The organism is Rhodopseudomonas palustris (genome assembly GCF_013415845.1).
GTDB lineage: Bacteria > Pseudomonadota > Alphaproteobacteria > Rhizobiales > Xanthobacteraceae > Rhodopseudomonas > Rhodopseudomonas palustris_F.
In genome coordinates this window covers 2309181-2334031 of the sequence record NZ_CP058907.1, presented here as the reverse complement: position 1 = coordinate 2334031, position 24851 = coordinate 2309181, and the positions used below count along the sequence as shown (strand labels likewise).

The 24851-nt window shown below is 65.8% G+C and carries 25 protein-coding genes; 7 read left to right on the top strand and 18 right to left on the bottom strand.

The annotated features are described in order from the left end of the window. Positions 1–47: 47 nt before the first annotated feature. From HZF03_RS10695 to HZF03_RS10675, 5 genes are all read right to left on the bottom strand, one after another. The gene (locus HZF03_RS10695; protein ID WP_119018798.1) at positions 48–872 is read right to left on the bottom strand and encodes a helix-turn-helix transcriptional regulator; all 825 of its coding nucleotides are present in this window, start codon (positions 870–872) and stop codon (positions 48–50) included. A 164-nt stretch (positions 873–1036) separates the two neighbouring features. Further along, entirely contained in the window at positions 1037–1687 is a 651-nt protein-coding gene (locus HZF03_RS10690; RefSeq protein WP_119018799.1) for a glutathione S-transferase family protein, read from the bottom strand. 240 nt (positions 1688–1927) lie between these two features. After that, positions 1928–3082, bottom strand: coding sequence for an acyl-CoA dehydrogenase family protein (locus HZF03_RS10685; protein WP_119018800.1), 1155 nt, complete (start codon positions 3080–3082; stop codon positions 1928–1930). A gap of 139 nt (positions 3083–3221) precedes the next feature. Continuing rightward, the gene (locus HZF03_RS10680) at positions 3222–4361 is read right to left on the bottom strand and encodes an acyl-CoA dehydrogenase family protein (RefSeq protein ID WP_119018801.1); all 1140 of its coding nucleotides are present in this window, start codon (positions 4359–4361) and stop codon (positions 3222–3224) included. Between the two features lie 102 nt (positions 4362–4463). Next, the gene (locus tag HZF03_RS10675; RefSeq protein WP_104512477.1) at positions 4464–4778 is read right to left on the bottom strand and encodes a c-type cytochrome; all 315 of its coding nucleotides are present in this window, start codon (positions 4776–4778) and stop codon (positions 4464–4466) included. Between the two features lie 220 nt (positions 4779–4998). Between HZF03_RS10675 and HZF03_RS10670 the strand changes: the two genes are divergently transcribed. Next, positions 4999–7122: a hybrid sensor histidine kinase/response regulator gene (locus tag HZF03_RS10670; RefSeq protein ID WP_119018802.1), complete on the top strand. Its 2124-nt coding sequence runs from the start codon at positions 4999–5001 to the stop codon at positions 7120–7122. A 72-nt stretch (positions 7123–7194) separates the two neighbouring features. Here the strand turns inward: HZF03_RS10670 and HZF03_RS10665 are convergent, their stop codons facing one another. The 4 genes from HZF03_RS10665 to HZF03_RS10650 form a co-directional block, all read right to left on the bottom strand. Next, a complete protein-coding gene (locus tag HZF03_RS10665) occupies positions 7195–7638 on the bottom strand; it encodes a hypothetical protein (RefSeq protein WP_011157689.1) in 444 nt (147 codons plus the stop codon). Between the two features lie 160 nt (positions 7639–7798). Continuing rightward, positions 7799–8590 (bottom strand): COG3904 family protein, encoded by a 792-nt coding sequence (locus tag HZF03_RS10660; RefSeq protein WP_119018803.1) that lies wholly within the window; start codon positions 8588–8590, stop codon positions 7799–7801. A gap of 4 nt (positions 8591–8594) precedes the next feature. Next, positions 8595–9980, bottom strand: coding sequence for a hypothetical protein (locus tag HZF03_RS10655; RefSeq protein ID WP_119018804.1), 1386 nt, complete (start codon positions 9978–9980; stop codon positions 8595–8597). A 128-nt stretch (positions 9981–10108) separates the two neighbouring features. Beyond that, positions 10109–11122, bottom strand: a complete 1014-nt coding sequence (locus HZF03_RS10650) for a transporter (RefSeq protein WP_119018805.1) — start codon at positions 11120–11122, stop codon at positions 10109–10111. A gap of 613 nt (positions 11123–11735) precedes the next feature. Between HZF03_RS10650 and HZF03_RS10645 the strand changes: the two genes are divergently transcribed. Then, positions 11736–12542: a sulfite exporter TauE/SafE family protein gene (locus tag HZF03_RS10645; RefSeq protein WP_119018806.1), complete on the top strand. Its 807-nt coding sequence runs from the start codon at positions 11736–11738 to the stop codon at positions 12540–12542. A 166-nt stretch (positions 12543–12708) separates the two neighbouring features. Then, positions 12709–12930 carry a hypothetical protein gene (locus HZF03_RS10640; protein ID WP_012495691.1) on the top strand — a complete coding sequence of 74 codons (222 nt, stop codon included), beginning with the start codon at positions 12709–12711 and terminating at the stop codon, positions 12928–12930. A gap of 21 nt (positions 12931–12951) precedes the next feature. Here the strand turns inward: HZF03_RS10640 and HZF03_RS10635 are convergent, their stop codons facing one another. From HZF03_RS10635 to hutW, 9 genes are all read right to left on the bottom strand, one after another. Continuing rightward, on the bottom strand, positions 12952–13128 hold the full coding sequence (locus HZF03_RS10635) for a hypothetical protein (RefSeq protein WP_165858139.1): 177 nt from the start codon (positions 13126–13128) through the stop codon (positions 12952–12954). 465 nt (positions 13129–13593) lie between these two features. Beyond that, positions 13594–14451 carry an energy transducer TonB family protein gene (locus HZF03_RS10630; RefSeq protein WP_179906299.1) on the bottom strand — a complete coding sequence of 286 codons (858 nt, stop codon included), beginning with the start codon at positions 14449–14451 and terminating at the stop codon, positions 13594–13596. Continuing rightward, positions 14448–14885, bottom strand: a complete 438-nt coding sequence (gene exbD / locus HZF03_RS10625; protein ID WP_012495689.1) for a TonB system transport protein ExbD — start codon at positions 14883–14885, stop codon at positions 14448–14450. Before exbD ends, HZF03_RS10630 begins: the two co-directional genes overlap by 4 nt. A 5-nt stretch (positions 14886–14890) precedes the next feature. Continuing rightward, positions 14891–15688: a tonB-system energizer ExbB gene (exbB, locus tag HZF03_RS10620; protein WP_119018807.1), complete on the bottom strand. Its 798-nt coding sequence runs from the start codon at positions 15686–15688 to the stop codon at positions 14891–14893. Then, positions 15681–16217: a heme utilization cystosolic carrier protein HutX gene (gene hutX / locus HZF03_RS10615; protein ID WP_119018808.1), complete on the bottom strand. Its 537-nt coding sequence runs from the start codon at positions 16215–16217 to the stop codon at positions 15681–15683. Before hutX ends, exbB begins: the two co-directional genes overlap by 8 nt. Positions 16218–16233: 16 nt before the next feature. Beyond that, positions 16234–16566: a heme-degrading protein HmuQ gene (hmuQ, locus tag HZF03_RS10610; RefSeq protein ID WP_011157680.1), complete on the bottom strand. Its 333-nt coding sequence runs from the start codon at positions 16564–16566 to the stop codon at positions 16234–16236. Positions 16567–16643: 77 nt separating this feature from the next. Beyond that, positions 16644–18983: a TonB-dependent hemoglobin/transferrin/lactoferrin family receptor gene (locus tag HZF03_RS10605; protein WP_119018809.1), complete on the bottom strand. Its 2340-nt coding sequence runs from the start codon at positions 18981–18983 to the stop codon at positions 16644–16646. A gap of 217 nt (positions 18984–19200) precedes the next feature. Beyond that, complete coding sequence (locus HZF03_RS10600; protein WP_119018810.1) at positions 19201–19872, bottom strand: SDR family oxidoreductase; 672 nt, start codon at positions 19870–19872, stop codon at positions 19201–19203. Continuing rightward, entirely contained in the window at positions 19860–21320 is a 1461-nt protein-coding gene (gene hutW / locus HZF03_RS10595) for a heme anaerobic degradation radical SAM methyltransferase ChuW/HutW (protein ID WP_119018811.1), read from the bottom strand. The genes HZF03_RS10600 and hutW overlap by 13 nt, the downstream gene beginning before the upstream one ends. 333 nt (positions 21321–21653) lie before the next feature. On the opposite strand from hutW, the gene HZF03_RS10590 reads away from it, so the two are divergent. Genes HZF03_RS10590 through HZF03_RS10575 form a run of 4 tightly spaced genes read left to right on the top strand, consistent with a single transcriptional unit; the run spans position 21654 to position 24707 of the window. Then, on the top strand, positions 21654–21857 hold the full coding sequence (locus HZF03_RS10590) for a hemin uptake protein HemP (RefSeq protein ID WP_119018812.1): 204 nt from the start codon (positions 21654–21656) through the stop codon (positions 21855–21857). Then, complete coding sequence (locus HZF03_RS10585; RefSeq protein WP_119018813.1) at positions 21854–22825, top strand: heme/hemin ABC transporter substrate-binding protein; 972 nt, start codon at positions 21854–21856, stop codon at positions 22823–22825. The genes HZF03_RS10590 and HZF03_RS10585 overlap by 4 nt, the downstream gene beginning before the upstream one ends. Beyond that, positions 22822–23904, top strand: a complete 1083-nt coding sequence (locus HZF03_RS10580; protein WP_119018814.1) for a FecCD family ABC transporter permease — start codon at positions 22822–22824, stop codon at positions 23902–23904. The genes HZF03_RS10585 and HZF03_RS10580 overlap by 4 nt, the downstream gene beginning before the upstream one ends. Further along, positions 23901–24707, top strand: coding sequence for a heme ABC transporter ATP-binding protein (locus tag HZF03_RS10575; protein ID WP_119018815.1), 807 nt, complete (start codon positions 23901–23903; stop codon positions 24705–24707). The genes HZF03_RS10580 and HZF03_RS10575 overlap by 4 nt, the downstream gene beginning before the upstream one ends. Positions 24708–24851 lie beyond the last annotated feature (144 nt).

Sequence of the window (24851 nt, the reverse complement as noted above, 5' to 3'; positions counted from 1 at the left end):
CTGAGCACACGTCGGCGTATCTTGCGCCGACGCGCTGAGTGCGAGGATCAGGTGCGGCCGTGCCGCAGTTCGGCGACGCGCATGCCGTGCGGATCGCTGCGCCAGATCGCCAGATCGCGCGATCCGGAGAAGATCGCGCGCGGCTGCAGGCCGTAGAAGCGCCGGATCGAATGGCTGAAGTGCGTCGAGTCCGGATAGCCGATGTCCTGCGCCAGATGCGCGAGGTTGATGTCGGAGTTGACGAAGTGCAGCAGATGCCTCGCCCGCTTCCAGGCGCGGAAAGCGCGGAACGACACGCCAGTCTCATCCTTGAATAGATGCAGGAAGCGCGACTGCGACAGGTTGGCGGAACTGGCACAGTCCTCGGCGGTGACGGTGTCGGTGCCGACGTCGTTGAGGCGGGCGATCGCGCGGGCGACACGGCGGTCGATCGCGCGGGCTGGCAGCGGCTCGCCGAAGAACAGATTGTCGAACTCGGTGGTGGTGAAGCCATCACGGCGGCCGACGGCGACCAGCGCCCCATAGGCCTGCCGGATCCGGCTCGCCAGCGCCATCGCGCCCGCTCCGCCGATCCGCGCGCCGAGCGCCGCCATCGGACCTGGCAGTACGGTCTCGGGCTCGATCACCAAGCTGATGATGCAGCGCGAATCCGATTCGACATTGTGCGGCAGATAAGGCGGCACGAACGCCACCGCGCCGACCTGTTCGGGCCGGCCTTCGATCGTCACCCGCAAGGTGCCCTGCATCGAAACGTAGATCGCGTAACCGCCGCTGGTGCGGCGTCGCGGGCGGCCCAGCAGGCCGGCATAGAACACCCGTTCCGGGCTGATCAGCATCAGATGTCCGGAATCCGGACAGGCGTCGTTCGTCATCGTTCCTCCCGGGGCGGGTTGTCGCCCGTTGCCGCACGGTTCTGCGGTGCCCTCTTCGCGGAGCACCGAGGACAATACAGCAACCCGGGACGTTGTCACCGGGCGAGATGACGCGGAATTCCGCTCCGGCTCGAAAACCTGCGCCGAAGCTTAAGGAGCTGATTTCAGGCCCGTTTCGGCACCTGCTGGGCCTCGCCTGCGCGAGTTTCGGCCTCCAGCGCCCGCTGATAGCCGTCGCGCTGCTGCAGACGGGCCCAATAGGTGGTGACGTTCGGGCCGAAATCCTTGGCCAGGCCGAGATTGCTGGCCAGCCGCAGGGCGTAGCCGTTGACCACGTCGGCGGCGGTAAACCGGCCGGCGCAGAGGTAGTCGCCCTGTTCCGCCGCAGCCTCGACCGCGCGCAGCCGGCCCAGGAACCATTTGGCATAGTCCTCGACCACCTGCGGCTGGCGCCGCTCGTTCGGCTCCAGCGTGCCGTAGCGCAGCACCAGCGTCTGCGGGAAGGTCAGCGTCGCGTCGGAGAAGAACATCCAGTTGAGGTACGCGCCGTAGGCCGGATCATCGACACCGACCACCAGCGGCGTCGGACCGTGGCGCGTGCCGAGATACTGACAAATACCGGAGGACTCGGTCATCTTGGTGTCGCCGTCGATCATGAACGGGATGGTGCCGAGCGGATTGATCGCCAGATACTCCTTGGCAAATACCCGCGGCGGAAACGGCAGCATCTTCAGCTCGTAGTCGAGCCCCATCTCCTCCAGCATCCACAACGGCCGAAACGACCGCGCGCCATGGCAGTGATACAGCGTGATCATGGGTGTTTGCTCCCTTTCAGAATCGTCTTCTGACAACTCGCTTCGCATTCTGATAGCACGGCCGTCTTCCCAGCCGCAGCGCGCTCCCTCGCCCCGCCCTTTGCGGGGAGAGGGCTGGGGTGAGGGGCGCCGCGAGCACTGAATCTCGGCCTCGCGGAGCCGCCCCCTCACCCGGATTGCTGCGCAATCCGACCTCTCCCCGCGCGCGGTGAGAAGTGAGCCGCGGCTGCGATCACACGCTCACGCCTTCCCCGGCAGCGTGCCGTTCATCTTGCACAGAATGCCGAGCATCACCTCGTCGGCGCCGCCGCCGATCGCGGTCAGGCGGCTGTCACGGTAGGAGCGGCTCACCAGGGTCTCGTTCATGAAGCCCATGCCGCCCCAGAACTGCAGGCAGGCGTCGGGAATCTCGCGGCCGAGCCGGCCGGCCTTCAGCTTGGCCATGGTGGCAAGCTGGGTAACGTCCTCGCCGGCAACCAGCGCCTCGGCGGCGCGGTACACCAGGGAGCGCAGCAGCTCGACCTCCGTCTGCAGCTCGGCGAGCCGGAAGTGGATCACCTGGTTGTCGAGCAGAGGCTTGCCGAACGCCTTGCGGCCGCGGGTGTACTCGATGGTGTTCTGGATCGTCTTCTCGTGCGCCTTGAGGCACGCCGCCGCGCCCCACAGCCGTTCCTCCTGGAACTGCACCATCTGATAGGTGAAGCCCTTGCCCTCCTCGCCGATCCGGTTGCGCTTCGGCACCCGCACCTCGTCGAAGTAAATCTGCGCGGTGTCAGACGAGCGCATCCCAAGTTTGTCGAGCTTGCGCGCGATCGTCACGCCCTTGGTTTTCATCGGCACGCAGATCAGCGACTTGTTGCGATGCACCGGGCCCTCGCCGGTGTTGCACAGGAGGCAGATCCAGTCGGCCTGGGTGCCGCTGGTGATCCACATCTTGCCGCCGGAGATCACGTAGTCGTCGCCGTCGGATTTCGCCGTGGTCTTGATTCCGGCGACGTCCGAGCCGGCGCCCGGCTCCGACACGCCGATACAGGCGACGTAGTCGCCGGCGATCGAAGGTGCCAGAAATTCTTTGCGCAGTTCATCGGAGCCGAACCGCGCCAGCGCCGGCGTCGCCATGTCGGTCTGGACGCCGATCGCCATCGGCACGCCGCCGCAATTGATCGCGCCGAGCTCCTCCGCCATCATCAGCGCGTAGGAGTAATCGAGCCCCTGCCCGCCATATTCAACCGGCTTGTTGAGCCCAAGGAAACCGAGATCGCCGAGTTTCTTGAACAGTTCGTGCGCCGGAAAGATGCCGGAGTTCTCCCACTCGTCGACGTGGGGATTGATATCGCTCTGAATGAACTTCTGCAGAATGCGGCGCGGTTCGTCATGGTCGGCAGTGAACAGCATCTGGTTTCTTCCCCTCGTCATTCTGGGGCGCACGCCGCAGGCGGGCGACCCCGGAATCTCGGCTTGTTGTTATCTTTCGTCATTGTCACCTCGGGATTCCGGGTTCGCGCTGCGCGCGCCCCGGAATGACGGTGTGAGGCTAAAGCCCCATCTGCCGGCTGGCGAGGTCCTTCATGATTTCCTCGGTGCCGCCGCCGATGGCGTTGACTTTGACGTCGCGATAGATCCGCTCGACCTTGACGCCGCGCATGTAGCCGGCGCCGCCGAAGATCTGCACGGCTTCGGAGGCGCAGAACGCCATCGTCTGCGTCGCCTGGTTCTTCAGCATGCAGATCTCGGCGATCGGGCTTTCGCCCTGATCGACGCGCCAAGCGAGCAGTTCGAGCATCGCCTGCGAGGCGGCGATCTTCTGCGCCATGTCGACCAGCTTGTGGCGGATCACCTGATGCTTCACCAGCGGCTTGCCGAAGGTGAAACGCTGCCTCGCGTATTCCGTCGCCTCGTCGAGACAGACCTTTGAGGCGGCGATGCAGCCCGCCGCCATCGTCAGCCGCTCGCTGTTGAAGTTCATCATGATAATCATGAAGCCGGCGCCCTCGGTGCCGAGCAGATTGCCGGCCGGCACGCGGCAATTGTCGAAGTGCAGCGTCGCGGTGTCGGACGCCCACCACCCCATCTTTTTCAGCGGCGTCCGCGTCAGTCCGGGCGTATCGCCGGGGATCAAGAGGAGGCTGACACCGCCCGGCCCCTCGCCGCCGGTGCGCACTGCGGTGGTGATGTAATCGGCGCGCATGCCGGAGGTGATGAAGGTCTTCTCACCGTTGACGACGTAGTGATCGCCGTCGCGCACTGCGCGGGTGCGCAGGTTGGCGACGTCGGAGCCGCCGGACGGTTCGGTGATTGCCAGCGCCGAGATCTTCTTGCCGGACAGAATCTCCGGTAGTACCCGCGCCTTCAGCTCAGGAGAGCCGGCGCGCGCAATCGGCGGCGCGCCGATCGAATGGCTGTTGAGGCTGGCGCTGACGCCGCCGGCCGCCGCCCGCGCCAGTTCCTGGGTGGCGACGATCCACATGAACTGATCGCACGGCGTACCGCCGTATTCTTCCGGAAAGCCGAGGCCGAGCAGCCCGATCGCCGCGGCCTTCTCATACAGTTCGCGCGGGAAGCCACCGGCTTCGTCCCACTCGGTGGCGAACGGTTCGATTTCATTCTGGACGAAACGCCGGATCACGTCGCGAAACCCGATGTGGTCCGCATTGTAGAATGGTGAGTTGGTCAATCCTCGCACCCGCGGTCAGCTCAAGCCGACGGCGAGGATGCCGCGAAAGCCCGGAACCGCCTTGCGTCGAGGCGCTGACCGCTTCGCGCGGCGAACGGCAGATCAGTGGTGGTGCTTCTGCTGCGCGATATAGGCGGCCAGATCCTTGGTCTCGTCGCGGCTCAGCGCCATGTTGGACATCTTCGGGTGCGGCTCAAGCAGGAAGAAGGCCAGCTTCTCTTCGTTGAAGTTGGCCTGCGACGCGATCGCGGCGAACGACGGCGCCATGTCGGTGCCCTTGCGCTGCTGGTCGGACACGACGTGGCAGCCGGTGCACCAGCGCTTGGCCAACGCTTCACCGTTCTCCGCATCGGCAGCGAGCGCACGTCCGGCGCCGGCGATCAGCAGCAACGACAGGCCGAGAGTCAAAGCGCGCATGAACGGTCCCTTTGTCTTCCCGCGAGGCGGCGGGGGCCGCCGGGCAAATCATCGATAGTTCCGCTGTTTACTTCAACCTGCGGCGGGGCGATAGATGGCCGATCGGCGGGGATCCTGGGAGTTCCCGCCACGCCTCGGCGGCCCTTGATTGCGGCAGTTTTCCTTGGTCCCGAAAGGTGCATAATCGAGGATACATGGCCGCTTCGGACTTCCAACGCTCATGCTGACCGCCCAACGTGATTCGCTGCGGTTGCTCCGCGCAATCCTGGTCGCATCCGTGGTGCTGCCGATCGCGCTGTTCAGCTATGCCTCGTGGCTGGCGTATCGCACCAACGAAGCCAACGCCGATCGCCAGATCGACAAGACCCGCGACATCATCACCGAGCACGCACTGAAGATCTTCGAGTCGGTGCAGCGCTCGATCGCGGAGACCGCCGAAATCGTGCGCGGCATGTCGGACGATGAGATCCGTGCGAACGAACCGGCCCTGCATGAGCGACTGAAGCGGCTGGTCGGCGGGTCCGAGCAGATCAAGTCGATGTGGATCTTCGACAAGACCGGGCGACCGCTGGTCAACACGATGCAGTTCCCGTCGCCGACGCCCGACCTGTCCGATCGCGATTATTTCCGGATCCATCTCGGCAAGAACACCGGGCTCTATGTCGGCCGGGTGCTGCAGCCGCGTCCGCCATTCGATGGCGCTCCGTTCTTCAGTGTGAGCCGACGTCGCGATGCGTCGGACGGCAGTTTCGCCGGAGTGATCCAGACATCCGTTCTGCCGGACTATTTCGAGGGTTTCTACGCCAAGGTCGGCCGTGAGGATGGCAGCTTCGCTTCGCTGGTCCGCGAGGACGGCGCGATCCTCGCCCGGATGCCCGAGATCGACGGCACCGACACCGCCGTAAAGCCGGACGGCATCGTCGGCCAGGCGATCCGCGAAGGCCACAGCGAGGGCCGGATGACCACGGTGTCGTCGCTCGACGGCGTCGAACGCCGCGTCGCATTTCGCAAGCTGCCCAGTCTGCCGGTCTATGTGTTCGCCGGCCTGGAGACGAGCGCGATCCGCGCGACATGGCAGGCGCAGATGGGCGCCTATCTGCTGGTCGGCCTGCCCGCCACTGCCGCGCTGATCGCGATCGTGCTGCTGGCGATAAGGCGGACGCAAAAGCTCTACGAAGAAGCCGACCGCCGCCACATCGCCGAGAATGCGCTGAAGCAGTCGCAGCGGCTGGAGTCGCTCGGCCGCCTCACCGGCGGCGTCGCGCATGACTTCAACAACCTGCTGATGGTCGTCGGCGGCTCGGTGCAGAGGCTGCGCCGCCGGCACAGCGACCTGCAGGACATCCGCAGCTTCGACATGATCGACTCCGCCGTCGCAAAGGGTACGGCGCTGACCCGGCAATTGCTGTCGTTCTCGCGCCGGCACAACGTCGCGGCCAAAGCGGTCGACCTCGGCGACGCCGTGACGAAGTTCGCCGACGTGCTGAGGCAATCGGTGCGCAGCGACATCGGCATCATGATCGACCCGCCGGCCGAGCCGGTGGTGGTGATGATCGATCCCAACGAGTTCGAGATCGCGCTGCTCAACCTTGCGCTCAACGCACGCGATGCGATGCCCGACGGCGGCCGGATCACCATCTCGATCCGCACCGAAACGCTGAAGAACTTCGGTCCCCGCAAGCTCACCGGCACCTACGCCATTCTGTCGTTTGCCGACACCGGTGTCGGCATCCCGGACGACATTCGCGAGCGGATTTTCGAGCCGTTCTTCACCACCAAGCCGGTCGACCGCGGCACTGGTCTCGGCCTCAGCCAGATCTACGGCTTCGTGCAGCAATCGAGCGGCGCGATTACCGTCGACAGCGACCTAGGCCGCGGCACGCGGTTTGATTTGTTCCTGCCGCTCTCGGCCGAAGCGCTCGGCCTAGACGAGCCCACGGCGGAGCTGGCCGCGCCGCAATCCGGAAAGCCAAAGACGCTGTTGCTGGTGGAAGATCATCCCGATGTCGCATCGGTCGCGGCCGACTATGCGGGGCAATGCGGCTTCACCGTGGTGCCAGCGAACTGCGCCGAGGCAGCGGTCGAAGTGCTCAATCGCCGGAAAGACATCGATCTGGTGTTCAGCGACATCGTCATGCCCGGCATGAGCGGGCTCGAACTGGCTCGCCTGATCCGCGAGCATCATCCGGAAACCCCGGTGGTACTCGCCTCAGGCTACAGCGACCGCTCGGCGTCAGCGCTCAGCGAGGGCTTTGCATTGCTGCAGAAGCCTTACACCCTCGACGAGATGCGGGCGGCGCTGACCCAAGCGCTGCAAGGCGCCTCCGACACAGCGCCGGTCTAAACTTTACCCGTAAATTTGACCCGATTGATTGATCGGGCGGGGGCGCAGTTGCAGCCCCGCCCGATCGCATGATTACCAATGACGGTGGTGGTGCCAGTGGCGATGGCCACCCCACCCCGGACCGTATCCGGCACGAATGACTGGCGCACCGTAGTAGCCACCGCGGTAAGGCCGATAGTACGAACGATAGCCATAATAGACCGGCCGCGGGCGATAGTAACGCGGGCCGCCCCACCCGTAGCCACCGCCGTAGTAGGCGGGACCACCGTAGTAGCCGACATAGCGCGGGGCGTAGCCGTAGTAAGGTCCGCCGCCATAGTAAGGACCGCCACCGTAATAGCCGTAGCCCGGCCCGTAAGCATAGGCATTCGACGCCACGCCCGCGATCAGCGCGCCGGCGGCCAGACCGCCGATGAACGGACCGATGCCGTTCCGGGCTTCGGCCGGAGCCGGCGCAGCAACGGAGGCGACAGCAAGCGTCGCAACAGTACCAAGAACCAAAGCAGTTTTCGTCATGGAGCTCATCCTTTGAACCTGATGAAGCGGATAACCCCAGCCTTTTGCAAAAGTTGCGGGAACCCGGCCCGCCGAACGAATTGCAGCCCAGCCAAGCTATTTAAGGCACTGAGCGCAGTCCTGAATTCCGCCAAAATGTCGCAGCGCGGCTGCGAGGAGCCTAGGGTTTCGCCAGCGCAGGCGTCGCAGTGACGATGCCGTACCGCGTCAATTCCTCGGGCTTGAACACGAACAGGCGATCTTTGGGCGTTTCCATCGCCCGGATCCAGACTTCGAGATCAATCCCCATATCGCGCAGATACCGCTGGCACCGCGCCGAAATGCGCTGCGCGTCGCTCATCTGGTCGCGCGGCGCCGCGACCTCGGTGCTTTTCACCGCAAACACCTGATGCACGCCAACCGCGGCCTTGGCGCCGACGCGGCGCTCGGTGCCACCGAACAACATCAATGGACACGACGACGCGCAATATTTGCCAGCTTCGACCTCGGTCGCGAGCTTGTGCTCGCGGATCAGGCGCCCCATCGCCAGCGCATCAGATACCGAGCCGCCGGGCGAATTCAGCACGACGGTTTTGATGTATTCGCCGTGCCGCGCGAGTTCTTTGGCGAACGCCTCCGCGCTGCCAGGCGTAATCGTGCCGCTGGCCTGGAGACGACCACCGCTCCCGAGCTCGAACGTCATCGGCTGGCCGAGCGCGCCGCCCGGCTGCGGCAGTGGCGTCTGGCGGTCACCATCCGGCAGCAACGGCGACAGCACGGCAGGTAGCGATGGCAGGCTGAACGGCGCGGTCTCCCGGGTTGCGCCGTCGTCGCTTGCGCTGTGCGCACCGGCAAGATCATAGCCGAGCGCCGCGATAGTCCCGACGATCAGCAGCCGGAATATCAGACGCAGCACCGCATCTTCCGGATTGCCGGAGAGCCAGAGGTGAACGCGCTGCGACAGCATGGCCATGCGGTCACTTCACGTGACGGGCTGAGGCCAACGCAGTGACGTTCTCGTCCGTCGCAACCGCAGGCTCGGCGGCTGGCTGCTGTGCCGGCTGGTCAGGCGCAAGCGGTATGACGGGCGCGCTCACCATGCGGCTTGCCTGCTCCACTTCGCGCGCCATCTTCAATGCTGCCGTCAGCTCGGCGGCCGTCATGGTGGAGGCGTGCGAGGCCGGCAGCCCTTCGCGGCGGATGGCGCTGTGCACCACGCACAGGATCAACACCAGCACGGCCGGCATCAGGTCGATGGAGATCGCACCGGCCCAGCTCGGAATGAAGTCACCGGCATAGCGCAGCACGGCTTCGGCCGGGGACATCGCCTGGAACCGCGCCGGTTCGATCTTCGGCCGGTCGAGGATCGCGTCGGCCGCCGCCGCAAGCGACGTCGCCTGCGCCGCCACCGCGCCTTCGACCTTGCCGACCACCGTCGTTTGCCGATCCGCGAGATCGACGCTGCGGCTGCTCGCGGCCGGCGCAATGAACGACGACGACAGCGATGTCGCGGCACGCTTCACCGCCGGCGCCACCGAGGTCTGCTGCAGATTGGCAATCACGCCCATCAGCGCAAGCGACTCAGTCGCGAAGCCATCGCTGCGCTCGCCGATCGGGCCGCGGTCGGACACCATTTCGCGCATCTTGGCGAGGTGCTTGCCGCCCTCCTCGAACAGCGTCGAGACGCGTTTGCCGGAGGCTTCGACCTCCTTGCCGAGGCTGTCCAGCTGGCTCGACATCTGCGTCAGCAGCTGTACCACCGTGCCAGACCCCGAGGTGCCGGTGAGCGATCCGGTGCGCTCGGCTTCCGCAAGCTTGGCGAAGCGAGACGCGGCAATCTGGATATCCGGCAGCAGCCCCTGCGCCGCGATGGCGTTGGTGTTGGCGGCGTCGAGATCGCGGGTGTAGTCCTGGACAGTGATCGCCAGATGCTGCCGGATCGCCGCAGCGCCGGCCAGTGCCGAGGCATTGAGCCACGACGACATCGCCACGATCATCAGCGAGCCGAGCAGCATGCAGCCGAACATCATCCAGCGGCCGGCGCGATCGACCACGTGCGGCATGAACTGCATCAGGAACACCCAGAAGGCGTAGATACCGACCGACACCGCGACCGAATAGATCAAGGCCGCGAAGAACACCATGGTGGCGCTGCCGTTGAGCAGGTCGCGCACGCCGAGATAGGTGTAAACGCCCGCGGCCAGCGCCAGGATCGCGGTGGTCAGCTTCAGCATCACTTCGAGCCGTACCACGCCGCGCGACAACAGCAGCGATGCGGGGACCAGAGAAGATTGGGCTGACGATGCGGGTGATGAGGACGAGAAAGACGGGGAACTTGCGGCCGGAGGTGCGGCTTCGGGCATCTGGACATCCACAATGTGCGCATGCTGCGCACGACCAACGCCCCTGCGTTTCAAGCGTGACTGTTAGTTGCGGAGTTGGACCGGATTATGGTGAGCCCACCGAAGCTACTTGCTGACCGCGGCTGCGTTCAGAAGTGCGCGTTCAGTCGCAGCATCGCCTGATGGCGCTCGAAGTGATCGAGGTTGAGGGCTCGGTTGTCGTCGAGCGCCTGGCCTGAGACCTGCACCTGCCAAGTTCCGGAGACACCCAGCGTCGGCGTGATCGCATAGGAAAAGGTGGGGCCGACGAAGACGGCATCGCCGGCGAAGCGATCGAGCCCGCCGCCATCATAGGCGCGCAGGTAACGCAGCCCGACGCCGGCGACGAACCGAGGGGCGAAGGCATAAGACAGCGCGCCGTGAAGCTGCAATTCCGACTCGTGACCCCAGAGGCCGGTCGAAAGCTCGCGTGTCGCTCCGGTGCCGTACCAGACGTTGAAAGCGGCAAACAGCCGGTCCTTGATCAGTTCGCGGTCGATCAGCGCGGCAAACTCGGCACCGTAATGCTCGATCCTCATGCCGCTCCCTTCATCGACGCGGCTCCAGCCGGGCTGCGCGTGCAGCGTCAGCCCAAACGGTGCGACCTCACGGTCGATCAGCTTGTAGCGGACTTCGAAACCGGCGCCGTTGAACGACAGATGGCGGCGGTCGTCATAGCCAGGAACCGCATCGATGCGCTGCGCGCCAAGCGCAACCCCCGGCGCGATGCGGAGACGATCGTTCACCGTGTATTTGACCTGGGCGAGCGTCGCCAAGGTGGCGTAGCTGCCGCTGCGCTTGCCGAAGCCGGCGACGTTCTCAAGCTCAATCTCGATTTCGCCAGGCTGGCCGATATCCGAGCCCATGGTGAAGCCGAAGATGTGCTCGGTGTCGACGCCCTCGGCATGATGGCTGCCCGGCACGGTTTCCGGCTTGTCGGTCACTGCGTGGGAGAGTGATGGCAACCATGAAGGCGCGTAGCCACGCCAGCTCTGCGCCTCCTCGGCGACGGCCGGCACGGTCCCGGCCAGCAGCGCGGCCAACGAGCGCGCGGCATGCCCGCGGCGCACCGCAAAGCCGTCAGCCTTCCGCCCTCGCCGGACTGCTACCCGCCCGCTCGCCATCGCCGTTTGCCCTGGTGCCCGAATCCCATTCGCTCCGTGCCTTCACTCGGCAGCCTGCGTCATTGATGCCCCTCGGCGAAAGCCGTTTCAGGCAACGGTAAGGTCCACTGCCCGACCAATCTTGCCGTACAGAAAGAGATTGCCTTATTTGCAATTGCAAATCAATTGCAAATACTGACGAGACAGATCTGTGCATGGTGGTCTTTGGAGCGCGTTGGTTTTTCAAAGACAGGTCGGCCCCGGGGCTGGCGGGGGAGCCCCAGGGCCAGTCATCGCCAACCGGGGAGGTCTCGGCGGTGACGGCAGGATCCGCGGGCCGATGGCTGGCCGACGTGGTGATCCTGTCTGAGAAATCTCTTGCACGCACCGGTCGACGAGCGAAAGCGCCATCGCTTCAGGTGGTTCCAGGCTTACTAACCAATCGTGCGCGATCGCACCGAGCAAATTAGGTCGATATCAACACCCCGGTATAAATACCGACGCTCCCTTCCCTGCCATCTTCCCCTGACCACCATGTACTTCGACGTACAAAGGGAACCGGCCTCGCGCGTTGCCGCTGCACAGGCGCACCGCGTAAAACTGAGCCGGCGCGATTCACCGCGGCGCAGGAGACGTGGAACTGACGATTTTGGAAGGGATCGCGATCGATCCGAACTACGCGCTGGCAGGCGCGGTCACTGGCTTCGTCGTCGGCCTCACCGGCGTTGGCGGCGGCGCGCTGATGACGCCGCTGCTGCTGCTGATCTTCGGCATCGCCCCGCATGTCGCAATCGCCACCGATCTGTGGTTCGCGGCGATCACCAAGCTGATCGGTGCCGCCGTACATAATCGCAGAGGTCACATCGACTGGGGCATCGTTACCCGCCTATGGGCCGGCAGCCTGCCTGCGGCCGGCCTCGTCGTTGCGATCGTCGCCCTATCCGATCCGGTCGGGCGCACGCATTGGCTCACCAAGACCATCGGCGTGGTCGTGATCCTCACTGCACTTGGCATCGTATTCGCGCCGCGGCTGATCGCAGCCTTGAATCCGGCGACGCCCGATGCCGAGCAGCCGAGCCGGAATCGGACGTCGCTCACGATCATGGCCGGTGCCGTGCTTGGCGCGCTGGTCGCGCTGACGTCGATCGGCGCCGGCGCGCTCGGCACCGTGCTGCTGCTGTATCTCTATCCGCGGCGGCTGCTGCCGCACCGGCTGGTGGCGACCGACCTCGCCCACGCCATCCCGCTCGCGATGGTCGCGGGCGCGGGTTACCTGGCCGCCGGCATGGTGGATTGGCACATTCTCGCCAGCCTGCTGGTCGGTTCCATTCCCGCGGTGATCGCCGGCGGATTGTCCGCCGGCAAACTGTCGGGACGAAAGCTGCAGATCGCGCTGGCAGCGGTTTTGTTCGCTGCGGGCCTGAAGAGTCTGCTGTTCTGAGCCCGACGCGATGAAGCGCCGCATCGCCCGGCAAGTTTAGGAACGTTTCGGCAGGCACCGCGTTTCGAAGCGTCACGATTGAACAGCCACGCGATCGATGGCGCCGCCTTCCACCGCCGCGCCCTCGAGACTATAGGAAGGCACCGGGAAAGTCCGGTGACATGCAATGTCCGACGCCTGCGTCATCGAAGTTCGCGCCCGCACCGCCGGGATCCTCGTCCGCGAAGGAGACAGCTACTGCTTCTTCGCCGCGCACCACGACTTCCACGCGTTGGAACGCCAATCGTTCGATTCGCTGATGGCCGCACAGGCGGCTGCGAGCCGCTGCGCCAATGGCGCTTCAGAGATCCGTGTCGATCCCCCGCGCACGGCGTCTCACCGAACATAGTTGGCGCGACGCCGATCACGTTCAGCCACGACGGCGCGCACGCTCCGAGCCCATGCCGAGGCGGCCGCTTTCCGCCAGTTCGCGCAGGCGGTGCCGGGCCCACACCCGCATCGCCACGCCGGACGGTTCGGATGTCGCAACGGTGACTTCGGACGTCTCCATCTGTTTGGGTTCGTATTCCGGATCGAAATTCGTCATCAGTCTACTCCGCATGACTTCGCAAGATCATCGGTGGCTCGACTCCCGCCGAGCCCCGTGCGCGCAACTACATGCATAGTTTGCGCGAGCCGCGGCGGTAGTTTTGTGGCCTTGGCAACCTGAATAGTTCCAATCTGCAAGCGCACGGCGCATAGGCAGGCGACTGTCATCTACTGCGTGTAGCAACGCGACCATTTATTAGAATTTGTCTGTTGTTGATCGAGATCAGAACAGCCGCCTGCTGTACTCACAACGAAAGCACCTGACAGTGAGGATACGCGTAGCAGTCAGCCGCTTATTAGTCTCGTCATGGCCGGTCTTGTCCCGGCCGTCCGCATCTTTCTCGCGTTCTTAATCCCCAAACCGTGGATGCCCGGAACGAGCTGGGGCATGACGCTGAGAGAGCGGCTGACCTTAGGATGGGAAAGCAGCGCACGACGATCCGAGGAGCGCTCCCGCAACGAACTACCTGACGGAGAAATTAACCGGCACGCTGAAATTCAGTGACGCCTGCGTGATCTCAGGAGGGAATGGCGGCAGCGGCTGGGCTCGGCTGACCATCGCCAGCGTTTCGGCATCGAGCGCCGGATGACCGGACGAGCGCGCGAGCCTTGCACTCAGCACCTGCCCGCCGCGGCCGACGGTGAAGCTCAAGGTCGCGGTGCCCTGCACGCCGCTGGCGCGGGCCTCCGTCGGATAGCGCTTGAAGCGCTGCAGATGCGCCGCCAGGCGCTGGCGATAGCTCGGCAGCATCGCGGCTGCCGCCTGGGCTCCGGCGAGCGCCGCCATCGCATCGGCGGCGCGGCGTTCAGCGCGTTGCGGCGCGCTGGTTCGCGGCGCAGGCGGCCGGTCGGACGGATTCTGCTTGGCGACGCGCTCCCGCTTGATCGGCTTCGGGCGCTCCGGCTTTGGCTTCACCGGCTCGGCCTGCTCCAGCTTCACCGGCTCGGGCTTGTCCGGTGTCGGCGAAGGCTTGGCGTCCGGCGGCAACGGCACCTCAGCCGCCTGCTGGATGGGCGTTGGCGCGATCTCGGGCGCTGCGGCGGTGTGCTGCACCGGCTCGGGCTCCGCCTGCGGCGCCTCGGCTTCCTGCATCTCCGGTCCCGGCGGCAAATCGAGCGGGCTCGGCTGCGGCGACGCCGTTATCGGCGCCAGATCGATCATGATCGCAGCCAACGGCTCGCCGGGCGGCGGCACCTGCGTGTAGTAGGCCAGCGCGGCTGCGACTGCGGCGGCATGCACGCCGACGATGATCGCCGCCGACAGCAGCCACCGCGACGCGCCCTGCGCCGCCCCGCTGTCGTGCAGCGCGCGGGCGTTCACGGCTGGACGGCGCGGCCGTCGAGTCCGACCAGCGCCACCTTCAGATAGCCCGCATCGCGCAGTAGATTCATCGCCGCCATCAGATCACCGTAGCTCACCGCCTTGTCGGCGCGCAGGAAAATCCGCTCGTCCTTGTTGCCCCCGGTCACGCTGTCGAGCGCCGAAGTCAGCGCCTCACGCGGCACCATCTCCTCACCGAGCGCCAGCGACAGATCTGGCTTCAACGAGACGAAGATCGGCTTCTCCGGCCGCGGCTGCGGCGCGGCGGTGCTGGCCGGCAGATCGACGCCGACGTCGACGGTCGCCAGCGGCGCCGCCACCATGAACACGATCAGCAGCACCAGCATCACATCGATAAACGGCGTGACGTTGATCTCGTGCGCCTCGACCATGTCGTCGTCGCCGCCGCGGCGGCTTGCAAGCTTGACGGCCATCCGGCTTACCTCACCATGCGGGCACGCTGCGCCGGCCGCGTCGCCTCGCGGCTGATCATCAGCAGCAATTGGGTCGAAGCGTCGCCGAGCAGCGCTCGATACGCCGTCACCCGCCGCGTCAGATGATTGTAGATCACCACCGCCGGGATCGCGGCGACGAGCCCGAGCGCCGTGGCGAGCAGCGCCTCGGCAATGCCGGGCGCCACCACCGCAAGATTGGTGGTGTTGGCTTTCGAAATGCCGATGAACGCGTTCATGATCCCCCACACCGTGCCGAACAGGCCGACGAACGGAGCCACCGCGCCAATGCTCGCGAGCAGACCCGTGCCGATCGCGGCGCGGCGCGCTTCCGCAGCCTCGACCCGCTCGAGCCGCAGCGCCACCCGCTCACGGAAGCCGTCGTCATGGGCGCCGCCGGACAGGCTGGCCTCGCGATCGACGGTCTGGATCATCTGCGCCACCGCATCGTGCTGATCGGCGGTCTCAGCCGCAGCCTGCTGCAGCGTGACGTCGCTCTCCAGCCTTTCGAGACCACGCTGCGCCACCGCACTACTGCGGCGCAGTTCGATCGACTTCGCCAGCCACACCGTCCATGCAGCGAGCGAAGCCAGCGCCAGCCCGACCATCACGGTCCTCACCACCGCATCGGCGCCGAGGAACATCCCCCAGGGCGACAGGTCGCGCGGCAGCGTCGCGAGATCGGCCACCGCCCACGCATCCCCCGGCAGCGACGCGGCAATGAAGGTGGCCGCCGCGATCGCTGCGCCCGCCCGCTCTGCCGCGGCGCCTTGGGGTTTACGCACTGTGTTCCTCGCTGAACTGCTTGCCGAGCGCATGGAACCGGGCGAGCTGATCCGCGCGCAGTTCGCGATTGGCGTCCCGGCCGACGAACACCTTGAACATGATGCCACCGTCGCGGTTGAGGAACGCCACAAAGGCGCTTGCCTTGCCCATGAACGGACGCTCGACGAACGCCAGCGCGCCGCAACGATCGTGACGCAGATGGCCGTGCAGGCCCTTCGGCTGCATCAGGTTGAAATAGCCGCGGCTGATTTCACCGCGCGGCACCTCACCGGTGAATTCAAAGATCGCGTCCTCGGTGTGCACGATCAGCGTCACCTCCCCCCAGGTCGCGATGTCGTTCATCGCCGCGACGAAGCCGTCGCCGGGGCCGAGCCGCGCCATGCCGTCCGGCAGTGCCGCGATCACCGCATGCGGCGACACGTTCCACTGCTTGGCGACCTCCTCGATGACGGCGGCCGGATTGGCCGCCATATAGGCGCGAAGATCTCCGGTCTCGGAGGACACCACCGATGCCGCTGCAGTCGCCATCACTTCTCTCCTTGTCTCACGCCGCAGCGGCATTGCGCTCGCTGCGGATCACTTCAAATCCCTCGAACCGCGGATGCCCGAGATACAAGCTCTGTCCGGTGTCGTTGCCGGCCCGGGCGTGGGACGTGCGAAACTGCTCCGACTGCGTCCACGCCTCGAACGCCGCCTTGTCGGCCCAGGTGGTGTGGGTCGCGTACAGCGTATGATCGTCCGCCGGCGGACCTTTGAGCAGATGAAACTCGACGAAACCGTCCATCTCGCTGAGATAGGATTCCCGCGTCGCCCAGATCTCCTCGAACGTCTGCTCGGCGCCGCGCTTCACTTGAAACCGATTCATCGCGATGAACATTTTCTCTCCTTGCTGGCTTGTTATTTGCTGGCTTGTCGTTCTGGCGCGAGGGTCAGGCCCCAATCGGAGCCAGTCCTTCACGCTCCTCCGAAGTGAACCTTGATCCCTCCCTTGTAAACGACGCCAGGGCCAGGACTCGTCCACAAGATGTCGTTTTGCGTGGTGCCGTCGCTTGACGATCCAGGGATCGCATACGGACGATAGTAATTGTTGAGCAGGTTATCGATCGAGAAATTCAGCGTCACGTCCGCGGTCGGCCGATAGGCGATATTAAGATTGACGAGATCGTACGAGGTTCCCGGCAAATAGCCGGTCGGCAGATTGGTGTTGGCGGCGTAAGATGCCCATTGCGCCGCGATCGTCAGCTGCCGGTCGAGCAGCCGCAGACCACCGGTGGTGACAACCTTGCGGGCCGGCACCGAGACCAGGCCAAGGCCAGTGTCCGGATTGGTACCGCGGATCACGGCGGCATTGACACCGACGAACCACATGCCGGCGTCGTACGAGGTCTCGACCTCGACGCCCTCGATGCGCGCGTGTGGGATGTTCTGGTACTGGTAATACTTGCTGGCGACACCCGACACCGGGAAGCCCATGAAAACGGTCCTGTACGCCTGGGGAGTCGAGCCGAGCAGCTCGATGTAGTTGTCGACGTCGTTACGGAACGCGTTAATTTTGCCGCGGAAGCTGTCGCCCGAGATGAACACGTCGTTGTATTTCAGGTTGATGCCGACTTCCTTGTTCTTGCCGACCTCCGGCCGCAGCGCGGTGTTGGGGATCAGGCAGAATAGGCCGGACGTGCCATCGGCGCAGGTGAACAGTGCCGGACCGCCGCCCGTGGCGTGAGCGCCAGCGATCAGCGTTTCGGTGATCGACGGCGCGCGATAGCCTTCGGCGTAGGCGACATAGGGCGTGAAGCCGGCGATCGGCGTCAGGCCGAGGGTCACCTTCGGCGACAGCCGGCTGCCGCTGGCGGTCGACGAATTGGAATTCAGCTCATAATGGTCGTAGCGCGCCGCACCGATCACTTCGAGCCATTGCGCGTAGTTATTCTTCACCTGGATGAAGCCACCCGATACCGTGCGCTCGCCGCCCGGGGTGGTGATGTTCGAGTTGCCGCGAGAATCCCAGGTCGTCACCTTGTCGTTGAAGACGTCGACGCCGTAGGTGACCGCGGTCCTCCAGTTGCCGTATTCGAAGCGGGAGGTGTTGTTGGCGTCGATGCCGATGGTGTCGAGGTTGTAGCCGCGCTTGTCGCCGATGCAGCCAGAGATGTTATTGCCGTAATTTCCGGCGCCGCAATAGCCCGAACCGCTGGTCGAATAGTGATAGGTTTTAGTCTGGTCGCTGTTGGTGCGGTTGCCGTACAGGTTGACACTCCAGTCGAACCAGGTGTCGTCAGGCTGCGAATATTTCCAGCTCAGGGTGCCGGTGTAATTCTGCAGGCTGGTACTGTACACTGACGAGCCCTGATACAGGGCCTGCTGAGAGGGGCCGCGATTGAACTGGCCGACATCGTAGTTGAAGTCCTGGAAGATGCCGCCGATCTTGACCTCGTGGCCGTCCGCCGGGCGCACCGTGAACTTCATCAAGCCGGCAGCGAGATCATTGCCGGTGTTGCCGATTTCGGTGCCGGCACCATCCTTGTAGTTTCCCTGCGTGCGGTACACCGCGCCACCGAACACGTCGACACTGGGATCGACCCGCACGCCGCCAAACACGGAACCGAGCCCACGTGCATTGTTGCTGCCGTAGGAGCCGCTGAGGTCGACGCCCCAGCGCTCACCGGCGCGCACCACGTCGTCGATGTCCTTGGTGCGGAACGACACCACGCCGCCGATCGCACCGGAGCCGTAGATATTGGCGCTCGGGCCGCGGACGATGTCGATGCCGCCGATCAGTTCGGGGTCGAGGAAGAACGAGCCCTGCGCACCGTGACCGGAACGTTGATAGTTCTGCCGCGCGCCGTCGACCACCACGGCGACACGGCCGAAATCCTGCAGGCCGCGGATGTTGATCGAGGTCGACGGCTCGTCGCCCCGATCCTGGAACGACACGCCGGGCGTGGCGACGAACACATCCTGCAGCCGGCTCGGCGGAAACTGCTGAATCTGCTGCAGCGTGATCGCGCTGGCAGGCGCCAGCGCATCGATCGCCCTCTCCTCGTTCTTGGTCGCCACCACGGTGATGGCGTCGAGCGACTGGGTCGAACTGCCCGCCTGCGCATTGGCGTTACGCGGATCGGCGGCAGGCGCCGCCGGCTGCGCGGTGCGCGCCGCACGGTCGCGCTTCACCTGAGTCTGAGCGGAGGACGTTGAGCTTCCGGTCGCGGTTTGCGCCGAAGCCGGCGCGGTCGTCAGCGCGACGACGGATACGGAAAGCAGTAGCGCGTAGGCGCGCGAGTTAAGCCCCACCATGACAGCCCCAGTGTTGTGAGTTGACGCAGGCTGGCGGGCTCGCACGAGGCGGCTGGCTGGCAATCAGCCGTCAGCACAACTGCTAACGGCTTGCATTTTTGGTAACCGAGCCAAAGTTCCGGGTCAACCAGACTTGGCGATTGATTAAAGCAATTATAACTTGTCCGTGCGCGCAGCTAATTCCGGTGTCATCCGCGTGTAGTAACGCTGCACGTGCTCACACCGTCGCGGCGAGATCGAATTCAGCGATATCGGCCGGCTCAGCCGGCAGCGTCGTGCGATCGACCGCAGACAGCACGCAGCCGATGCTGGCCGGCGTCGCCAGCGCGTCGATCAAGAGCGTGGCGAGGTCCGCCCGCGCGATCCGGCCGTGCACCCGGGGATCGTCGTACAGCGCCCCCTGCCCGGTGGGGTCGCCGTCGGTCAGCCCGCCCGGCCGCACGATCGTCCAGTCGAGCGCGGCGTTGCGCAGATGGTCTTCGGCGCGGGTCTTGGCGTCGAGCACCGGTCCGATCGCGGCGATGATTCGCTCCGACGCATAGGCGCGGCTGTCGCCGCAGGCGAGCGACGAGACCTGTAGCACGCGCCGCACGCCGCACGCCGCCGCGGCGTCGGTGATCGCGTTGTTGCCGACTTCGTCGATCAGCAGCGCGTCAGGCCCGGCGCCGCCGATCGTCGAGACGATCGCCTGCGGCTTCAATCCGTTCAGCGCCCCCGCCACCGAAGTGGTGTCCGCCACATCGACACTCGCGACGCCGGCAATGCCGCCGAGTTCGTTCAATCGCGCCGGATCGCGGCCAGCGACGAACACCGTCCAACCGCGCGCGACGCCTTGCTCCACCAGATGGCGACCGGTGCGGCCGCTCGCGCCGAAAATCAGAACCCGCATCCCGCCTCTCCCGCTGTCGCCGCGGCCGTCAGTCCCGCCGTCAGGCCGCTGGTCAGATTGCTGATCCAGAACGATCCGGCAAGGCTCGGCGAAAATCCATCGCCGCGCAGTTCGCCCAATCCGGCCGCGGTCCAATTGGCGAGCAGCGGCGTGACCGCGACACGAAAGCCCGGCCGCAGCGCTTCGACCGCGGCCAGATCGAGCCGCCCGGTCTCCAGCCCCGCCGCAATCATCGCATGGGCGGCGTGATCAGAGGGCACCAGCGCCAGCCCTTCGATCGGCGCCAGATTCTGCGCCACCTTTTCGCGGCGGCGCGCGATGTCGATGACGTTGCGCCAGCGGTGGCCGTGCGCCTGCCCACCGGCCCCGGCGCCGAACGGCAGACAAGCGACGCCGCGCTTGATCGACGCGTTGTAGCGGTTGCGCTCGCGCAGCGACCGGACCAGATGCGACTGCGACACCTGCAGCCAGCCGCTCTCCGTCAGTCGCTCGACGCCTTCGGCGTAGAGCCGCGCCTGCGCGGCCGGAGTCGCCGGCTGCGGCAATTTGCCGTTCTCCACCGCGCGCGCCATTGGCCCGCCGGGAAACATGTTGAGCGCATACAGCGTGACACCGTCGAGCACGATGCGGCTGACGGTGTCGATATCACGCCGCCAATCGGCTTCGCTCTGCCCCGGCAGCCCATAGATCAGGTCGCAGACCACCGAGGCGCGGCCCAGCGCCATCAACTCAGCGAGAAATGCAGCGACCTCTTCACCGCTGCGCTTGCGGCCGAGCCGCCGCCGCACCTCGGTGGAGAAGCTCTGCACGCCGATCGACAGCCGATTGACGCCGGCATCGACCAACTTCCTGGCCTTGGCGATATCGAAGCCGTAGGAACGCCCCTCCAGCGTGATTTCGCAGTCGGCACTGAGCGGCAGATAGCGGTGCAGCGCCGCGATCAGCCGCGCCAGATCATCCGCATCGAGCGCCGACGGCGTGCCGCCGCCGATATAGATCGCATCGATCGGTGCACTCGCGGTCAGCGGCGTATGCGACTTCGCGGCGAGTTCAGCGATCAGGTCGTCGACATAGGCCGGACCGACTTCAGGGCGCCAGACGTTTTCGAAGAAGCCGCAGAACAGACAATGGTTCTGGCAATACGGCACGTGCAAGTATGCTACCGCCGTCTCGCTGCGCGGCGTCGCAAACACCCGTTCGATCACCGCCTGGGCATTGTCATCATCGACCGGTCGGCTGCCGCGCCACGGCGGTGAAAACGCGCGCTTGCCGAACGCCTCGGTGAGCGGATCGCAGCCGATGCGCACCAGGTAATCGCCGATCGACGCCGGCTTGACCGACATTGGATGGCCGGCACCATGCCCCCGATGACCACCGTGCCCATGATGGCTGCCGTGCCCGCCATGCACCGGTGCAGCGATCCGATCGCCCTGCTTTACTTCGGCCATTCTCACCGCCCGCGCTCCACCATCAAACGGGCAGCAACGCCAGCCGCGCGACGCACGGTCAGCCGACGCATGCGCGTGCGAATAGCTGGCCAGCCCGACCATCCGATCACACTCGTTATTTGCAAACAGGGGCTGGCGGGCGCTGCAAAACGCAGGGAGCTGGCTGGCACAACGCAAGGCACAACTCCGCCTCGCGTTTCGTGAAGTTACGACGCACCGCGGCGCGAGCTCAAGCGCCGATCGCGCCGTTTATAGTAATTATAAGACACATTTTCGGATCACCGCTTATAACCAGTCGCTCACGTCGAGGTCAGCAACAACACCAGAAGCGGAATGATGACAGCATCCGATCGATTGGGCGCAGATCCTACGCAGGCCGCTGCGAGCCCCGGTGGCGCGCGAGCCGTCAGCATTGTCGGCAATCAGATCGACAGCCGCGAACTGTTCACGGTGGATCGGGAGATCGTGATCGCGCATGGCGACGATCGCTACCGCCTTCGCCTCACCTCGCAGAACAAGCTGATCCTGACCAAATGATCGCGATCGCTCACGTTACACGCCGCCGCGCCGCCCTGTTCGCCGCGACGCTACTCGCTGGTTCATTGTCGCTGCCGGCCATGGCCGCCGAGATCAAGGTGCGCGACGCGCACGCCCGCGACGTCACCGTTGCGGATTCCTCACGCACGCTGTCGATCGGCGGCGCGATCACCGAGGTGCTGGCCGATCTCGGCCTAGCGCAGCGGATCGCGGGCATCGATTCCACCAGCGTGTATCCGCCCGAGGCGGTCGCCGGAAAACCCAATGTCGGTTACTTGCGGCAATTGTCGTCGGAAGGCGTGATCGGACTGAACCCAACGCTGATCTTGGCGATGGATTCGGCCGGCCCGAAACAGACGATCGATGCGATCACTTCGGCCGGCATTCCGCTGGTGTCGGTGCCGGAGGCGTATTCCGAACAAGGCCTGCTCGACAAGATCGCGCTGATCGGCCACGCCATGGGCGCCGACAAGGCCGCGACGTGTCTTGCCTCCGCGGTCGGCGACGACTTCACCACGCTGCGCAAGCTGCGCGCGGCGATCACCAAGCCGGTGCGCGTGATGTTCGTTATGTCGCTCGTCAACGGCCAGGCGATGGCGGCTGGACGGAACACCGCGGCGGATTCGATCATTGCGCTCGCCGGCGGCGTCAACGCGATCGATGGCTACGACGGCTACAAATCGATCAACGACGAGGCGATCGTCGCAGCACGTCCCGATGTCGTGCTGACGATCAAGCGCAGCCGCGAATCCTTCGAGGCCGACGCGTTTTACGCCCATCCGGCGTTCTCGCTGACGCCAGCCGGCCAGCACCGTGCCTTCCTGGCGATGGACGGACTGTATCTGCTCGGCTTCGGGCCGCGCACGCCAGCCGCGGCAGTCGAGGTCGCATCGAAACTGTATCCGCAGCTCGCAGCCGAGGCCGCCGGCTTCAAGCCGAAAGCCACCACGGTCGATTGCCGCTCATGAGCGTGCTGGCGCTTCCCCGCCGCAGCCGCGCCGGCGCGCCGCGCCCCGGAGCCGCGATCACGCTCGCCGTACTCGGCGGGTTGCTGATCGCCGCAATGGCGCTGGCGATGACGGTGGGCGCCGCCGGCATCCCGCTCTCCCGCCTGCCCGCAGCGCTCGGACTAACCGGCGCCGCCAGCGATGCGGCGACGACGCGCGATCAGCTCGTGCTGTGGTCGATCCGGATGCCGCGGATTCTCACCGCTGCGATCGTCGGCAGCCTGCTCGCCGCCGCGGGGGCGCTGATGCAGGGCCTGTTCCGCAATCCGCTGGCCGACCCGGCGCTGGTCGGCGTCGCCAGCGGCGGCGCCTTTGGTGCGGCCGCCTCGATCGTCCTGCTCGAACATTTGCTCGGCCCGCATCTGCGTGGCCTGCAGGAGTATCTGCTGGCGTTCGCCGCCTTCGGCGGATCGCTGATCACCACCATTGTGCTGTACAGGATCGCGAGCCGATCGGGCCGCACCTCGATCGCGCTGTTCTTGCTCGCCGGTCTCGCAATCGCGGCGATCGCCAACGCCGGTCTCGGTGTGCTGGTGTTCGTCGCCGACGATCGCCAGCTCCGTGATATCACTTTCTGGATGCTCGGCTCGCTCAGCGGCGCCAACTGGGCCAAGGCCGCCTCCACCGGTTCTGTCCTGCTGATCGCGCTCTTGGTGCTGCTACGGATCGCCGGCCGCCTGGATCTGCTTGTCCTCGGCGAGACCGAGGCGTTTCACAGCGGCGTCGACGTCGAGCGGCTGAAGCGGATCTCGATCCTGCTGGTGTCGGCAATGGCCGGCGTTGCGGTCGCGGTCACCGGCGTGGTCGGCTTCGTCGGCATCGTCGTGCCGCATCTGTTGCGGCTGGTGATCGGCCCGTCGCATCGGCTGCTGCTGCCCGCCTCCGCCGTTCTCGGCGCGGTGATGCTGGTGGTGGCCGACACGGTGGCGCGGACCGTCGTCGCGCCGGCCGAGATGCCGATCGGCATTCTCACCGCAGCGATCGGCGCGCCGTTCTTCCTCGCCATTCTGCTTCGGCAGCGCAAGTTGGTGGGGCCATGAGCGGCGCGCTGAAAGCTGAGGCGGCCTCGTTCGCGCTCCCCGGCGCAACGCTGGTCGATCGCGTCGGTCTCACCATCTCCCAGGGAGAGCTGGTCGCGATCGTCGGTCCCAACGGCGCCGGAAAGTCCACCCTGCTGCGGATGCTGTCCGGCGATCTGCGGCCGACCTCCGGCACCGTCTCGCTCGACGGGCGCGCGCTCTCCGACTATCCGCCCCGCGTGCTTGCCGCCCGGCGCGCGATGCTGGCGCAGCACACTACGGTGTCGTTCCCGTTCTCGGTCGAGGAGATCGTGGCGATGGGCGCGGACATCGATCCGCGCAAGGCGGCGCCGCTGTTCGACGCCGCGCTCCGTGACGTCGGCCTCGACCATTTCCGCCACCGCGATATCACCACGCTGTCGGGCGGCGAGCAGCAGCGCGCCCATTTCGCCCGGATCCTGGTGCAATTGTGGAGCGGCGAAGCGGACGCCGGCCCCGGGCTGCTGCTGCTCGATGAACCGACCTCCAGCCTCGACATCCGCCACCAGCTCGATCTCGCCGAGACCGCGCGGCGCTGCGCCCGCCGCGGCACCACCGTGATCGCGATCCTGCACGATCTGAACCTCGCCGCCCGGTTCGCCGATCGCATCATCGTGCTCAGTGGCGGCCGGATCGCCGCCGACGGAGCCCCTGCCGCCGTCTTGCGGCGCCAGCTGATCGCCGACGTGTTCGATGTCGCACTCACCGTCAACACCGACGTCGCGGGCCAGCCATTCGTGCTGCCGGAGCTCGCCGACGATCGCCGCGCCACCGCCCACGCTTGAGCGCGCGCCGCCTCTGCGTACCACATCACAGACATTCTAAGTAATAGCCGCCTCGACGCGAAAGGTTTTGGACCGGTTCAATTTGTTGGTCCGCAACCGAGCGCTTAGTCTTGCCCAGTGACGCGCGCACCCGCGTCGCACGGC

Bases quoted from the DNA above. Each gene is read 5' to 3' on its own strand.
- HZF03_RS10580 (WP_119018814.1), top strand. From the start codon at position 22,822: ATGAGCGTGCTGGCGCTTCCCCGCCGCAGCCGCGCCGGCGCGCCGCGC.
- HZF03_RS10575 (WP_119018815.1), top strand. From the start codon at position 23,901: ATGAGCGGCGCGCTGAAAGCTGAGGCGGCCTCGTTCGCGCTCCCCGGC.
- hutX (WP_119018808.1), bottom strand. From the start codon at position 16,217: ATGGCGACTGCAGCGGCATCGGTGGTGTCCTCCGAGACCGGAGATCTT.
- HZF03_RS10585 (WP_119018813.1), top strand. From the start codon at position 21,854: ATGATCGCGATCGCTCACGTTACACGCCGCCGCGCCGCCCTGTTCGCC.
- HZF03_RS10650 (WP_119018805.1), bottom strand. From the start codon at position 11,122: ATGGCGAGCGGGCGGGTAGCAGTCCGGCGAGGGCGGAAGGCTGACGGC.
- HZF03_RS10590 (WP_119018812.1), top strand. From the start codon at position 21,654: ATGATGACAGCATCCGATCGATTGGGCGCAGATCCTACGCAGGCCGCT.
- HZF03_RS10635 (WP_165858139.1), bottom strand. From the start codon at position 13,128: ATGACGAATTTCGATCCGGAATACGAACCCAAACAGATGGAGACGTCC.
- HZF03_RS10660 (WP_119018803.1), bottom strand. From the start codon at position 8,590: ATGGCCATGCTGTCGCAGCGCGTTCACCTCTGGCTCTCCGGCAATCCG.
- HZF03_RS10655 (WP_119018804.1), bottom strand. From the start codon at position 9,980: ATGCCCGAAGCCGCACCTCCGGCCGCAAGTTCCCCGTCTTTCTCGTCC.
- HZF03_RS10685 (WP_119018800.1), bottom strand. From the start codon at position 3,082: ATGCTGTTCACTGCCGACCATGACGAACCGCGCCGCATTCTGCAGAAG.
- exbD (WP_012495689.1), bottom strand. From the start codon at position 14,885: ATGGCCGTCAAGCTTGCAAGCCGCCGCGGCGGCGACGACGACATGGTC.
- HZF03_RS10605 (WP_119018809.1), bottom strand. From the start codon at position 18,983: ATGGTGGGGCTTAACTCGCGCGCCTACGCGCTACTGCTTTCCGTATCC.
- hmuQ (WP_011157680.1), bottom strand. From the start codon at position 16,566: ATGTTCATCGCGATGAATCGGTTTCAAGTGAAGCGCGGCGCCGAGCAG.
- hutW (WP_119018811.1), bottom strand. From the start codon at position 21,320: ATGGCCGAAGTAAAGCAGGGCGATCGGATCGCTGCACCGGTGCATGGC.
- HZF03_RS10670 (WP_119018802.1), top strand. From the start codon at position 4,999: ATGCTGACCGCCCAACGTGATTCGCTGCGGTTGCTCCGCGCAATCCTG.
- HZF03_RS10665 (WP_011157689.1), bottom strand. From the start codon at position 7,638: ATGACGAAAACTGCTTTGGTTCTTGGTACTGTTGCGACGCTTGCTGTC.
- HZF03_RS10690 (WP_119018799.1), bottom strand. From the start codon at position 1,687: ATGATCACGCTGTATCACTGCCATGGCGCGCGGTCGTTTCGGCCGTTG.
- HZF03_RS10600 (WP_119018810.1), bottom strand. From the start codon at position 19,872: ATGCGGGTTCTGATTTTCGGCGCGAGCGGCCGCACCGGTCGCCATCTG.
- HZF03_RS10695 (WP_119018798.1), bottom strand. From the start codon at position 872: ATGACGAACGACGCCTGTCCGGATTCCGGACATCTGATGCTGATCAGC.
- HZF03_RS10640 (WP_012495691.1), top strand. From the start codon at position 12,709: ATGTCCGACGCCTGCGTCATCGAAGTTCGCGCCCGCACCGCCGGGATC.
- HZF03_RS10675 (WP_104512477.1), bottom strand. From the start codon at position 4,778: ATGCGCGCTTTGACTCTCGGCCTGTCGTTGCTGCTGATCGCCGGCGCC.